The 13,323-nt window shown below is 65.9% G+C and carries 14 protein-coding genes; 9 read left to right on the forward strand and 5 right to left on the reverse strand.

The genetic code is table 11. The features are described from left to right. Nucleotides 1–42 precede the first annotated feature (42 nt). Genes A9995_RS10685 through A9995_RS10700 form a run of 4 tightly spaced genes read left to right on the forward strand, consistent with a single transcriptional unit; the run spans nt 43 to nt 3,202 of the window. Nucleotides 43–1,059: a beta-propeller fold lactonase family protein gene (locus tag A9995_RS10685; protein ID WP_067612779.1), complete on the forward strand. Its 1,017-nt coding sequence runs from the start codon at nt 43–45 to the stop codon at nt 1,057–1,059. Further along, nucleotides 1,056–1,520: a RimK/LysX family protein gene (locus A9995_RS10690; protein ID WP_067612781.1), complete on the forward strand. Its 465-nt coding sequence runs from the start codon at nt 1,056–1,058 to the stop codon at nt 1,518–1,520. Before A9995_RS10685 ends, A9995_RS10690 begins: the two co-directional genes overlap by 4 nt. A 10-nt stretch (nt 1,521–1,530) precedes the next feature. Next, the gene (rimK, locus tag A9995_RS10695; RefSeq protein WP_067613268.1) at nt 1,531–2,436 is read left to right on the forward strand and encodes a 30S ribosomal protein S6--L-glutamate ligase; all 906 of its coding nucleotides are present in this window, start codon (nt 1,531–1,533) and stop codon (nt 2,434–2,436) included. A gap of 25 nt (nt 2,437–2,461) precedes the next feature. After that, a complete protein-coding gene (locus tag A9995_RS10700) occupies nt 2,462–3,202 on the forward strand; it encodes an SIMPL domain-containing protein (protein WP_233998196.1) in 741 nt (246 codons plus the stop codon). 141 nt (nt 3,203–3,343) lie between these two features. Here the strand turns inward: A9995_RS10700 and A9995_RS10705 are convergent, their stop codons facing one another. The 4 genes from A9995_RS10705 to rpsF form a co-directional block, all read right to left on the reverse strand. Further along, nucleotides 3,344–4,783, reverse strand: a complete 1,440-nt coding sequence (locus tag A9995_RS10705) for an AMP nucleosidase (RefSeq protein ID WP_067612787.1) — start codon at nt 4,781–4,783, stop codon at nt 3,344–3,346. 119 nt (nt 4,784–4,902) lie between these two features. Beyond that, nucleotides 4,903–5,571: a 50S ribosomal protein L9 gene (gene rplI, locus A9995_RS10710; RefSeq protein WP_067612791.1), complete on the reverse strand. Its 669-nt coding sequence runs from the start codon at nt 5,569–5,571 to the stop codon at nt 4,903–4,905. Nucleotides 5,572–5,582: 11 nt separating this feature from the next. Further along, nucleotides 5,583–5,807, reverse strand: a complete 225-nt coding sequence (rpsR, locus tag A9995_RS10715) for a 30S ribosomal protein S18 (protein WP_067612794.1) — start codon at nt 5,805–5,807, stop codon at nt 5,583–5,585. Beyond that, the gene (gene rpsF, locus A9995_RS10720; protein WP_067612796.1) at nt 5,807–6,172 is read right to left on the reverse strand and encodes a 30S ribosomal protein S6; all 366 of its coding nucleotides are present in this window, start codon (nt 6,170–6,172) and stop codon (nt 5,807–5,809) included. Before rpsF ends, rpsR begins: the two co-directional genes overlap by 1 nt. A gap of 192 nt (nt 6,173–6,364) precedes the next feature. Here rpsF and A9995_RS10725 point away from each other — a divergent pair, with 192 nt between their 5' ends. Both A9995_RS10725 and A9995_RS10730 read left to right on the forward strand, forming a co-directional pair. After that, nucleotides 6,365–7,315: a DUF808 domain-containing protein gene (locus tag A9995_RS10725; protein ID WP_067612799.1), complete on the forward strand. Its 951-nt coding sequence runs from the start codon at nt 6,365–6,367 to the stop codon at nt 7,313–7,315. A gap of 135 nt (nt 7,316–7,450) precedes the next feature. After that, on the forward strand, nt 7,451–9,172 hold the full coding sequence (locus A9995_RS10730) for a diguanylate cyclase (protein WP_168157388.1): 1,722 nt from the start codon (nt 7,451–7,453) through the stop codon (nt 9,170–9,172). A 10-nt stretch (nt 9,173–9,182) separates the two neighbouring features. Here A9995_RS10730 and A9995_RS10735 read toward each other — a convergent pair whose 3' ends face one another. Then, nucleotides 9,183–10,610, reverse strand: a complete 1,428-nt coding sequence (locus A9995_RS10735) for a Mur ligase family protein (RefSeq protein ID WP_067612805.1) — start codon at nt 10,608–10,610, stop codon at nt 9,183–9,185. Nucleotides 10,611–10,677: 67 nt separating this feature from the next. On the opposite strand from A9995_RS10735, the gene A9995_RS10740 reads away from it, so the two are divergent. Genes A9995_RS10740 through fabG form a run of 3 tightly spaced genes read left to right on the forward strand, consistent with a single transcriptional unit; the run spans nt 10,678 to nt 13,238 of the window. Then, complete coding sequence (locus A9995_RS10740; protein WP_067612808.1) at nt 10,678–11,505, forward strand: LD-carboxypeptidase; 828 nt, start codon at nt 10,678–10,680, stop codon at nt 11,503–11,505. A 27-nt stretch (nt 11,506–11,532) separates the two neighbouring features. Further along, nucleotides 11,533–12,486: an ACP S-malonyltransferase gene (fabD, locus tag A9995_RS10745; RefSeq protein WP_067612811.1), complete on the forward strand. Its 954-nt coding sequence runs from the start codon at nt 11,533–11,535 to the stop codon at nt 12,484–12,486. Then, a complete protein-coding gene (gene fabG / locus A9995_RS10750; protein ID WP_067612814.1) occupies nt 12,486–13,238 on the forward strand; it encodes a 3-oxoacyl-ACP reductase FabG in 753 nt (250 codons plus the stop codon). Before fabD ends, fabG begins: the two co-directional genes overlap by 1 nt. The last annotated feature ends 85 nt before the right edge of the window (nt 13,239–13,323 follow it).

Genomic DNA, 13,323 nt, shown 5'->3' on the forward strand with positions numbered 1-13,323 from the left:
AGGACGCGGCAGATTTTGCCGAATCACGGGAGCTCCACGATCATGCGCATTATCTCGACCCTCGCCATCGCGCTGGGCCTTGCCGCCTGCGCTCCGATCGGCCAGCCGCTCGCGGAGGCCCCCGCAGCTTCGGGCGTCGACGGGCAAACGGGGTCGCTGTTCGTCGCCAACAAGTTCGGCAACACGCTGACCAAGATCGATCTCGCCAGCGGCGAGGAGGTTGTGAGCGTTCCCAGCTGCACCAATCCCCACGAGCTGGCGACCTCGCCCGATGGCGCGCATGTGGCGCTGGCCTGCTACGGCGGCACCAGTCTCGATATCTTCCGCATCAGCGATCTGGTCCGGGTCAAGAGCGTGGAGCTGGGCGAAAACGCCCGCCCGCACGGGATCGTGTGGCACGCCAATGGCGCGCTCTACGCGACCGCCGAAGGGCGCAATTCGGTGGTCTGGGTCCGCGATCCGCTGGGCCGGGCAGAGACTTTCGAATCCGGCACCGGGCAGGAAGGCAGCCACATGCTCGCCGTCTCGGCCGATGCGCGCCACGCCTGGACGGTGGACATGGGCTCGGGGACCGTCACGCGGGTCGATCTGGTCACCCGCCGCGCGCCGCTCTCGGTCGCGGTCGGGGTGGAGCCCGAAGGGATCGCGCTTGCCCCCGATGGCCAGACGCTGTGGGTCAGCGCGCGCGGGTCCGACAAGGCTTTCGCCCTCGACCCGATGTCGCTCGAGATCCGTAGCGAGCTCGATACCGGCACCTTCCCGCTGCGGCTCGCGATCCGTCCGCAGGGCGATGTCGCGGTTACCTCCGACCTCGCCGATGGCGGGCTTTCGGTGATCGACCTGGCGCGCGCCGAAGTGACCCGCTCGATCGCGGTGAGTGGGCCGGACGGCGCGCAGGAGCGCATGCAGGTTACGGTGATCTGGTCGCAGGATGGGAATCGGATCTACGTTGCCGAAACCGGCGACGACACCATCGCCGAGGTCGATTACGCCAGCGGGCGTGTGCTCCGCCGACTGGCCGCCGGTGACGGTGGCGATGGCCTGGCGATCCTCCCGTGACAGACGAGCGCAAAGCCCTGCCGGTCGTCGGCTGGCGCGAATTGGTGGCGCTGCCCGAGCTCGGGCTGACCGCGATTCCGGCCAAGATCGATACCGGCGCGCGCACCTCCTCGCTCCACGGCACGATCATCGAGCAATTCGAGCGCGACGGCGAAGCCTATGTCCGTTTCGCGGTCGATTATGCGCAGCAGCATGTCCGGCAGGTCTGCGAGGCGGTGCATGTCGACTGGCGCGGGATCACAAGCTCGAACGGCGAAACGCAGCGACGGATGATCATCAAGACCCCCATCCTGATCGGCGATGTCGAATTCCGCGCCGAGATCAGCTTGGCCGATCGCTCCGACATGAAATTTCCGATGTTGATTGGGCGCTCCGCATTGCGCCGCCATTTCCTCGTCGATTCAGGCTATTCCTGGCTGCAGACCCATGGTCGCGATGTCGTCGCAGGCCACAAACCGTGAGGCTCCCCCGATGAAAATTGCCATGCTCGCACGCAATGCGAACCTCTATTCGCACCGACGGCTCAAGGAAGCCGCGGAGGAACGCGGGCACCAGCTCGACATCCTCAACACGCTGCGCTGCACAGTCCATATCGCCAGCCACCGGCCCGAAGTGTTCTACAATGGCGAGCCGGCCGAAAGCTACGACGCGGTGATCCCGCGGATCGGGGCTTCTATCACCCAGTATGGTCTCTCGATCCTGCGCCAGTTCGAGATGCGCGGCACCTGGTCGCTCAACGAAAGCGTCGCCATCGGGCGGAGCCGCGACAAGCTGCGCAGCATGCAGATCCTCGCCAAATACGGGCTGGGCCTGCCGCTTACCGCCTATGCCAACGATCCCAAGCAGGCCGAGGAAATCATCCGGGCGGTCAAGGGCCCGCCCGTGGTGATCAAACTGCTCGAGGGGACGCAGGGCATCGGCGTGGTGCTCGCCGAGACCATGTCCTCCGCCAAATCCGTAATCGAGGCCTTCCGCGGCGCCAATGTGAACATCCTGGTCCAGGAGTTCATCAAGGAGGCTGGCGGCACCGACATCCGCGCACTGGTGGTTGGCGGCAAGGTGGTCGCCTCGATGAAGCGCACCGGCGCGCCCGACGATTTCCGCAGCAACCTCCACCGCGGCGGCAGCGCGCAGCTGATCAAGATTACCCCCGCCGAACGCTCGACCGCAGTCAGCGCGGCCAAGCGAATGGGACTCAACGTCTGCGGCGTCGACATGCTGCGCTCCAATCACGGCCCGGTGATCATGGAAGTGAATTCCTCGCCGGGGCTCGAAGGCATCGAGAAGGCGACCGAAAAGGATATCGCCGGCCAGATCATCGATTTCATGGTTGCCCATGCCCAGGCGGGCAAGACGAAGACCAAGGGGGCGGGCTGAAGTCCGAAAGGGAGGGGTACTCGTGATGAAAATGAGATTGCTTGGTCTTGGTGCTCTCACGCTGGGATTTGCTCCGCCGCTGGCAGCGCAAACCGAGATGGCGCGCCCTTCTATTGCCGCGAACGAGACGATCCTGCGGGTGCAGGGGACCGGTCGGATTGCCGCCGTGCCCGAAGTGATGACAATCACCTTGGGAGTGGTCACCACCGGCGAGAGCGCGGCCGCCGCGCTCGATGCCAACAATCGCAAGCTCGCCCCGGTGATCGCGGCCTTGCGCGAGGCGGGCATCCCGCCCGAGCAGATCCAGACTTCGGGGCTGTCGGTCGATCCGCAATTCGCCGACACTCGAAACGCGAGTGCCGACCGCATCCTGGGATTTCGCGCGAGCAGTGCGGTGACGGTGGAAAGCCGCGATCTGGCAAGCGCCGGCGATCTGGTCAGCGCGCTGTTCGATGCCGGGGCCAATTCGATCAGCGGGCCGGAGTTCGCGGTCGCCGAGGAGAATGTCGAGCGCTTGACGCGGCGGGCCGAAGCCGAAGCCCTGCGCGAGGCGCGCGCCCAGGCGGATGCGACCGCGAGCGCGCTCGGGATGAGAGTCGCAAGGGTGCTGCTGGTTTCGGACAGTCAGGTCCAGCTCGGGAGGGGGAGCGGTTCGATCGTGGTGACCGGCGCGCGCATCGCGCAAACGCCGATCGAACCCGGCGAGATCACCATCGAGGCGCGTTACGGCCTCGAATTTGCGCTGGTGCCGCTTCCGGGGCGCTGACCCGCGCGCCCCCGCACCGCTGAGCCTCCGAACCGGAGCTTGTTGCTGTTGCCATGCAGGAAGCGCGTGGCAGCTTCCGCGCTTTGCGGGCGCCGAAGAACAAGCCGGCGGGGGGAGGGGTATTTGCCCCTCCCAGCCGGCTCAGCGGAACGGCGGTTCGTTGAAGGCGCGCAGCTTGCGGCTGTGGAGCCGCGGCCCTTCCTCGCGCAGTCGGCGGCAGGCGGTCACCCCGATCTGGAGATGCGCGGCGATCGCCTCTTCGTAGAACTTGTTGGCCTGGCCGGGCAGCTTGATCTCGCCATGCAGCGGCTTGTCGCTGACGCACAGCAGCGTGCCGTAGGGCACGCGGAACCGGTAGCCTTGCGCCGCGATGGTGGCGCTTTCCATATCGATCCCGACCGCGCGGCTGAGCGAGAGCCGCCGCGCCGAGCTGGTGTAGCGCAGTTCCCAATTGCGATCGTCGGTGGTGACGACAGTGCCGGTGCGCAAGCGCCGCTTGAGGTCGGAGCCGTGTTCGCCCGAGACTTCCTCCGCCGCGCCGGCCAGCGCCTGCTGGACCTCGGCGATCGCGGGGAGGGGGATTTCGGGGGGCAGCACCGGATCGAGCACGTGATCGTCGCGCAGATAGGCGTGCGCGAGCACATAGTCGCCGATCTTCTGGCTGGGGCGCAACCCGCCGCAATGGCCGATCATCAGCCAAGCTTCGGGGCGCAGCACCGCGAGGTGGTCGCAGATCGTCTTGGCGTTGGAGGGGCCGACCCCGATATTTACCAGCGTCACCCCGCCGCGGCCTTCGCCGACCAGGTGATAGGCGGGCATCTGGTGGCGCCGCCAGGCGGTGTCGGACAATTGCGCGCTGGCATTGGCGGTCTGTTCGGACAGCCGCAGTCCGCCGGCGCCGGCGAGCTCGGTATAGCCGCCCGTGCCAAGCTGTGCGCCCGCCCAGTCGACGAATTCGTCGACATAGCGGTGGTAGTTGGTGAACAGGATGAAGCGCTGGAAGTCCTCGGGCCGCGTGCCGGTGTAATGCGCCAGCCGGGCGAGGCTGAAATCGGTGCGGAGCCCGTCGAACAGCGACAGCGGAATCGGATCGTCCGGGTGCTCCAGCTCGATCCCGTCGGCCAGTTCGTCGCCGATGTCGGCGAGATCGGTTGAGGGGAAATACCGCGCAACCTCGTTGGGATCGACGCCCGCCAGTTCCGCGCCGGCCTGGCCGTCGAGAACATAGGGGAAGGGCATTTCCTGCTGCGACGAACCGACCTCGACCTCGATCTCGTAATTGGAGGAGATCAGCTGGAGCTGTTCTGCGAGATAGTCGCGGAACAGCGCGGGCCGGGTGACGGTGGTGGTGTAGAGCCCGGGCGCGTTGAGCCGGCCGAAGGCGCGGCTGCGATCCGCAGGCTGGTCGCCGCCGCGGAAACGCAGCCGCAGCTCGGGATAGGCGTAGGAACCGTCCTTGCGGCGTTCGGGCGGGGGCAGCGTGCGATCGCGTCCGAAGGCCATGACATCGCTGCGCAGCCGCTCCACCGCCGCATCGTAAACGGACTGCAGCTTGTCGAGGATCTGGTCGATCGATTCCATATTCGGCCCCTTAGCCCGGCTTTTGTTCTGGTGGCGTGACAACTAGCCGATTGCGCGGCTTACAAAAAGGGCGCGGAGACCGAAGCCGCCGCGCCCATTTGTTGTCGATGAGAGTGCGATCAGCTGTCGTCGGCGTCCGGGTCGGTCGCTTCGATCAGTGCTTCGCGCTGGCTCGTGTCGTCATCCGTGCTGACGCCGTCTTCGAGCATGTCGGACGGAATTTCGCCCGGCTCGAGGTCGGGATCGGTGCGGTTGGCGTCGGCCATCTTCTCGATCTCGGCCTGGTCGTCTTCGAATGCCTGGGCAAGAACGTCGACGCCCTGGCTCTGCAGGTCGGCTTCGTCTTGCGAACGAGCGACGTTGGCCTTGACCGTGATGTGGACCTCGGGGTGGAGGGCCACGGTCACTTCATGCATGCCCAGCATCTTGATCGGGCTGCCCAGAATGACCTGCTTCTTGTCGACTTCGTGGCCCTGGGCCTCGAGCCCGGCAACGATGTCGCGGACGTTGACCGAGCCATAGAGCTGGCCGGCGTTCGACGAAGCGCGGATCAGCACCACTTCGGCACCGGCGATCTTTTCGCCAGCAGCCTGGGCTTCGGTCCGACGATCGGCATTCTCGGTTTCGAGACGCTCGCGATTGGCTTCAAAGACCTTCTTGTTCGCGCCGTTGGCGCGCAGGGCCTTCTTCTGCGGGAGCAGGAAGTTACGCGCGAAGCCGTCCTTGACGGTGACGACATCGCCAATCCCGCCGAGGCTGCCGATACGTTCGAGGAGTATGATATCCATGTCTGTTCTCCTCAGCGCACGATGTAGGGCAAAAGGCCGATCTGGCGGGCGCGCTTGATCGCCTTGGCCAGCTCGCGCTGCTTCTTGCCACTGACGGCGGTGATACGGCTGGGGACGATCTTGCCACGCTCGGACATGAAGCCCTGCAGCAGACGCACGTCCTTGTAGTCGATCGCGGGAGCGCCCTTGCCCGAGAACGGGCAGGACTTGCGGCGGCGGAAAAACGGGCGGGCCATCAGTTGCGCTCCTCGCGGTCGCTGCGACGCTTCTTGTCGCGCTCGTTCTTGCGCATCATCACGCTGGGGCCTTCCTCGTGCTCGTCGACGCGGATGGTCATATAGCGGATAATGTCTTCGTTGATGCGCGTCTGGCGCTCGAGCTCGTGCACGACGGCGCCGGGGCCCTCGATGTTGAGCATCACGAAGTGTGCCTTGCGGTTGCGGTCGATCTTGTAGGCGAGGTTCTTGAGGCCCCAGGTCTCCGTCTTGGTGACCCGGCCTTCATTCTTCTCGACGATTTCGGTTGCATTGGCGGCCAGCTGGTCGACCTGACTCTGGGAGAGGTCCTGACGCGCCAAGAATACATGCTCATAAAGAGCCATGCCTTGGTCCTTTCACTAACACCGATCGCTGGCTTGTCCGCAGCGGTTCCGCGGGGCCCCTCCGGCTTTCTTCGAATCCCCGCGCAGGCGGGGAAGCCGGGCACATAACGCGGTCGGTGCAGAAAGCAAGGCTTGTCGGGATGATGCGGGCAGGGCAGGGGCCACCGCAAGCACACCACAAAGGATTTCTCGATGCCCGCTGGACTGGTCGCCCTGCTCGACGATGTAACCGTAATTGCCCGCGCCGCGGCCGCGTCGATCGACGACATCGGTATAGCCGCGAGCAAGGCCGGGACCAAGACCGCCGGCGTGGTGATCGACGATGCCGCGGTGACGCCGTCCTATGTCACCGGCTTCAAGCCGGCGCGCGAACTGCCGATCATCTGGCAGATCACCAAGGGCAGCCTCAAGAACAAGCTGCTGATCCTGTTGCCGGGCGCGCTCCTGCTCAGCTTCTTTCTGCCATCGGCGATCATCTTCATCCTGCTCGCCGGCGGCGCCTATCTTTCCTACGAGGGCGCGGAAAAGGTGATGGAGAAGCTGGGCGGCGCCAAGCATGGCAAGACGCTCGACGACCCGATCGAGGATCCGGCCAAGTTCGAGAAGCAGCGGGTCGCGGGAGCGATCCGCACCGATCTCATCCTCTCGGCGGAAATCATGGCGATCACGCTCAACGAGGTCGCCGCCGAGGATTTCGTCACCCGCGCCGGGGTGCTGGCGGTCGTCGGGATCGCGGTGACGGTGTTCGTCTATGGGGCGGTGGCGCTGATCGTGAAGATGGACGATCTCGGCCTGCATCTGGCCGAAAAGCCGTCGCAACTCGCCCGCAGCGTCGGGCGCGGGCTGCTCAAGGCGATGCCGGTGTTGCTGGTGGCGCTGTCCTTCGTGGGCACGATCGCGATGCTGTGGGTCGGTGGCGGGATCATTCTCCACGGGATGCACGAGCTTGGCCTGCACACCCTGTCCGACTGGGCGCATGATGCGCAAGTGGCGGTCGAAGGGGCCACCGGCGGTCTCGCCGGGGTTCTGGGCTGGGCTACCTATGCCGCTTTGTCGGCATTGGTCGGGCTGGCGCTGGGGGTGGTTATCGCCCTGATACTCCACAAGGTTCTCAAGATCGGAAACGAAGCGGGCGCTCACTAGTTCGACCGCCATATGGTTAAGCTATACGGAAACCGCTGGCCATTCGGTTTCCCGAATTGGTACACCAGCGACGGGAGAGGAAACGGCTGGCAGCAAAGTTGCCGGGCATGGCTCTCGAATGGGATGGGAGAGCCGGTGGGGCTGTATCGACTTCTGGCGACGATGGTGTGCGCGTTCGGCCTGCTGTGGGCCGCGCCGCTGGCTGCGCAGCCGCTGCCGCTCAAATCGCTGACCTGCACCGCCGGGGCCGAATCGGCCAGCGCCGCTTTCGACATCCCGCGCGGGCAATTGCGGTGCAGCGGCAAGCGCTTCAGCCATCGCGATCGCTTCGTCCGGACTTTCGTGGAGGTGCCGAGCCGGCTCCTGCCCGGGAGCAAGGGGCTGGTGTGGCAGACCGAGGCCTCGGATTTCTCCTCGATGCTGGTGCGTTTCACCTATGCCGACGGGACCCAGCGTCTGATCGATGTCGATCGCCAGATGGCCGCGCGCAACTGGTTTGCCGGCAACCGCTTCAGCGTGCCGATCCCCGACGAAGCCGCGCGGCTGGTCGCGGTGGATACTGTGGTGGAGCGGCCCTATTCGGCGGCCACCACCGCCAAGGCGCGAATCCTCACCCAGGCCCGGAGCGCCGAGGCGCATTATCTGCGTTCGCTGGCCTATGTGCTGGTTATCGGTCTGCTGATTCTCCCGCTGATTTACGACCTGCTGTTCTACCGCATCCTGCGGCAGCCTTTCGTGCTTTGGCATCTGGGCATGGTGGGCGCGATGACCTGCTACACGCTGCTCCAGTCGGGGCTGATCTTCGAACTCCTTCCCGATCTCGAACTGGGTCTGCGCTGGCGGGCGACGGCGCTGGCCTTCGTCCTCGCGCTGTCGAGCGCGGTGATGGTGGTGCGCGGGCTGATCGAGGACCGGTTGCTGAGCCATGGCATCAATGCGGCGCTGATCGTCGCGGCGATGATTCCGATCTTGGTGAAGATCGTCGCGCTGATCGGCGGCGAGGCGCTGCGGATAACGGTCAACGCCTGGCTGATGGCAAGTCTCGTACCCAGCGCGCTGATGGTCGCGGTCGCGGTCGCGCTGGCATTGTCGCGTGGCAGCCGCGGCGCGCGCTGGGCGGCGCTCGGGCTGTCGGTGCTGATGGCGGTCGGATTGCTGCGGCTGCTGGTCGCGCTGGGTCTGGTCGAATTCGGTTTTGCGCTCGAGGACGGCGTCTTCGTTGCGATGGTCGTGCTCGCCATCTTCACCTCGCTCGGCGTCGGCGATCGTTTCCTGGCGCTGCGCGACGATCGCGACCAAGCGCGTACCCAGGCGATCAGGCTGGGCCAGATGGCCAATACCGACGGGCTCACCGGCCTCGCCAATCGGCGTGCCTTCGACATGGTTGCGCGGCTCAAGAGCGGACAGGGGCTGCTGCTTGCCGATATCGACCGCTTCAAGGCGGTAAACGACGAGCACGGGCATCAGGTCGGCGACGCGGTGCTGTGCCACGTCGCCGCGATCCTGCGCGATGCGCTCAACGAGCAGTCGGGCGCGCGGGTCTATCGCCTGGGCGGGGAGGAATTCGCAATCGTCGCCGACACGGTGGACGGGCAGGAACTGATGCAACTCGCCGAGAAGCTCAGGCTGACCCTGATCAGGGTCGATGGCGCGGAGTCGCCGGTCGATCTGCCTGCGGTGACGGTCAGCATCGGAGCCGTGATGGGGCAGGGGCAATTGATGCACCAGGCCTTTGCCGATGCCGATGCCGCGCTCTATCGAGCAAAGGACGGCGGTCGCGATTGCAGCGTCTTGTACAATGCCGGGACCGCCAAGCGCCACGGCGGACGGCTTTACGATACCATGGACCCGGCCTAGCCGGTCGTGTTCACGCCAGCCGCCGGTAAAGCTCTCGTGCAAACACCGAGAGCGTATCGTCGCGCGCGCCCATCACCACGATCCGGTCGCCCGGTCGCGCCAGCTGCGCCAGTCGCTCGCCGACATCGGCTCGGCTCGGGATATGCTCTGCCATGCCTCCCGCCTGCTCGATCAGCCCCACGATCCGCTCGCTGCCCTCGCTGCGATCGACCGTGCCGCCGAAATAGACCGGATCGCACAGGAATACCCTGTCCTCGCTATCGAGCAGATCTGCGAAAATTGCAGCCAGCTCGTCGCCCATCTGGCGCAGCGGCCCGTAGCCATGCGGCTGGAAGAACGCGAGCACGCGGCCCTTATGCGATTTCAGCGTCCGCAGAGTCGCTGCGCATTTCTCGGGATTGTGGCCGAAATCGTCGATCACGGTGATGCCTGCGGGCGAAACGCCGATCAGTTCGAAGCGGCGCGACAGTCCGTCGAAACCCGCCAGCGCCTCGACCGCGGCCGCCACCGGAACGCCCGCCGCCGCCGCTCCGGCGATCGCGGCGAGCGCGTTGGAGAGATTGTGCCGCCCCGGCAGGCCCAGCCGCAGCGGATGTTCGCCGCCGTCGTGACGGTCCACCACCAGCGCCGCCTGGCGCATCGGCCCTTCGGCGATCGAACCGGGCACGATCCCGATCTGCGCCTGCTCCTGCGCGATCCCAAAGGTGATCGCCTCGCTTGCATGGGGCAGCAATGCGAGCGCCTCGGGATCGTCGGCATTGACCACCGCGATCCGGCTGCGCGCCAGATAGTCGCCGAACAGCTGGCGCAGTTCCTCCATGCTCTTGTGGTCGAGGCTGACGTTGAGCAGCACGCCGACCGCCGGCCGGTAGAGCGCGATCGAACCGTCGCTCTCGTCGACCTCGCTGACATAAAGGCTCTGGCCACCCACCACCGCGCTGGCGAAGGGGCGCTCGGGCGAGACGAAATTGGTCATCACCGCGCCGTTCATGATCGTCGGTTCGCGACCCGTGGCGTGGAGAATCCAGCCGAGCATCCCGGTGACGGTGGACTTGCCGCTGGTGCCCGCGACCGCAAGCCCGGCGCCGCTGGTGTTGAACAGGATCGAGTTGAGCTCGGCTCGTGTCAGGCGGAGGCAGTCGAGATCCCTGGCGCGGGCGATCTCGGGCACCGTGTCCTCGACCGCGGCCGAGGCGACCACGATCTGGTCGCGCGAGACGATGCCGCTGCCATCCTGCGGGTGGAGCGCGAAACCCTGGCTCTCAAGCGCAGCGAATTTCTCGGGCGAATGGCCCTGATCGAAGCTGCGGTCGGACCCCGCCACCACCGCGCCGCGCCCGCGCAGGATCTGCGCCAGCGGCAGCATTCCCGATCCGCCGATTCCGACGAAGAAAAAGGGGCGGGCCAGCAGTTCGTCGGGGGTGGGAAAGTCGCTCATTGTGCGATCCGCTATTGAGTTGTGCCGGCAATGACAAGCCGGGAGAGGCGCGCTAGAGCGGTGCACGATGAAACGCGTCGCCATCTGCGCCCCCGCCACCCCGCTCAAGCGCAAGCTCGCCCAGCGGGTCGCCGAGTTGGCGGTGAAGGACTATCCTCAGCTCGAGTTGAGCTTCCACGAACAGTGCTTCGCCAGCGAGGGGCATTTCGCCGGATCGGATGCGGTGCGGCTCGCCGCATTGCTCGAATGCGCCAACGATCCCGGTTTCGACGCGGTCTGGTTCGCCAAGGGCGGCTATGGTTCGAACCGCATCGCTCGCGCCGCGCTTGCGGGGATGAACCAGCACGCGGCGCGCAAGAGCTACCTCGGCTATTCCGACTGCGGCACCATGCTGGGCGCGCTCTATCGCGCCGGGATCGGCCAGCCGGTTCACGCACCCATGCCGGTCGATTTGAAGCGCGAGGGCGGCGAAGCTGCCGTGCGTCGCTCGCTCGACTGGCTTGCGGGGGACCCCTCGGGTCAGGAAGAGAGCGTCGGCGGTAAGCCTGCGGTGGCATTCAACCTGATGACGCTGGCGATGCTCGTCGGCACCGAATTCATGCCGCCACTTGCCGGACATGTGGTGATGATCGAGGAAGTCGCTGAGCATATCTATGCCATCGACCGGATGATGTTCCATGTGACCCAGCATCTTGATGGTGTGGCAGGAATCAGGCTGGGCGAGGTGACCAGGGTGCCCGAGAACGATCGCCCGTTCGGCAGCGATGGCGTGGCAATCGTGGAGGATTGGTGCAGCCGCTCGGACATCCCCTATCTCGGCCGCGCGCAGATCGGACACAACGCGCACAATCGGATCGTCCCCTTCGGACTTGTCGAAGCGCCGCACGCCGCATAGGGGCCTTGCCCCCAGAGGAGAACCGGCATGAAAGCATTCATTTTTCCCGGCCAGGGAAGCCAGAAAATCGGCATGGGCGTCGATCTCGCCGCGGCCAGCGCGCATGCGCGCGAGGTGTTCGAGGAAGTCGACGACGCGCTGGCGCAGAAGCTGTCCACGATCATGCGCGAGGGCCCCGAGGACCAGCTGACGCTGACCGCCAACGCCCAGCCCGCGATCATGGCGAATGCCATCGCCACCTTGCGCGTGCTCGAGCGCGAATTCGGCGTTGTGCTGGCCGAGAAGGCTGTTTGCGTCGCCGGGCATTCGCTGGGCGAATACACCGCGCTGTGCGCCGTTAACGCCTTTACGCTGGGCGACACCGCGCGGCTGCTCAAGCTGCGCGGCGAGGCGATGCAGGAGGCGGTGCCTGTCGGCGTCGGCGCGATGGCCGCGCTGCTCGGCGCCGATATCGACAAGGCGACGGCGCTGGCCGCGGCTGCCGCCATCACGCCTACAAACACTCGCGAGGTCTGCGAAATTGCCAATGACAATGATCCCACGCAGGTTGTCATCTCCGGCCATGCCGAGGCGATCGAGCGCGCGATTGCGCTGGCCAAAGATCATGGCATCAAGCGCGGGATCAAGCTCCCGGTCTCCGCGCCGTTCCATTGCTCGCTGATGCAGCCCGCCGCCGAACGGATGGCGGAGGCGCTCGAACGCACCCCGCCGCAGGGTTTTGCCGTGCCGCTCTATGCCAATGTCACCGCTGCGCGCGTCACCGACCCGCAGGAGGAACGCGATCTGCTGGTCCGCCAGGTCACCGGGCGCGTCCGCTGGCGCGAAAGCGTGCTTGCCATGCGCGCTGACGGGGTAGAGCATTTCGTCGAACTGGGCGGCAAGGTGCTGGGCCCGATGGTCGGGCGGATCGATAGCGATGCGCAGGTCAGCAGCCTGGTGACGATGGCCGACCTCGAAGCTTTTGCAAAGGAGTGCTCGTGATGTTCTCGCTCGAAGGAAAAACCGCCCTCGTCACCGGTGCCAGCGGCGGGATCGGCTCGTCGATCGCCTATGCGCTGGCACGGCAGGGCGCGCGGCTGGCGCTGTCGGGATCGAACGGCGGCAAGCTGCGCGCCTTTCGCGAGCAATTGATGGAAGAGGTCGGCGGCGATCATGTCGAGATCACCTGCAACCTATCGGACACCAAGCAGGTCGAGGAACTGGTGCCTGCCACCATCGACACGCTCGGCAAGATCGACATTCTGGTCAACAACGCCGGCATCACCCGCGACAATCTCGCGATGCGGATGAAGGACGAGGAGTGGGACGAAGTCATCCGGATCAATCTCGAAGCCGCCTTCCGGCTGATGCGCGCTGCTGCCCGGCCGATGATGAAGGCGCGCCATGGCCGCATCGTCTCGATCACCAGCGTGGTCGGCACGACGGGCAATCCCGGGCAGATGAACTATGCCGCCGCCAAGGCCGGGCTGACCGGCATGTCCAAGAGCCTGGCGCAGGAGCTCGCCAGCCGCGGGGTAACCGTCAATTGTGTCGCACCGGGCTTCATCCGCACCGCGATGACCGGCGAACTGCCAGAGGCGCAAAAGGAGGCGCTCAACGCGCGCATTCCGATGGGCCGGATGGGCGAAGGCGAGGATATCGGCGCGGCGGTGGCCTATCTCGCCAGCGACGAGGCGAGCTATGTCACCGGGCAGACGCTGCATGTGAACGGCGGGATGGCGATGCTGGGCTGAGCGTATCCGGCTGGCGGTGGCGCGAAAGCGTGCCGCAGGCCGGTTTCGCTTGCTTTATCCCCAAGGAATCCCGCGCACTACAGGT

It is taken from the genome of Erythrobacter sp. QSSC1-22B, assembly GCF_001678665.1.
In the GTDB taxonomy this organism is placed as follows: domain Bacteria; phylum Pseudomonadota; class Alphaproteobacteria; order Sphingomonadales; family Sphingomonadaceae; genus Qipengyuania.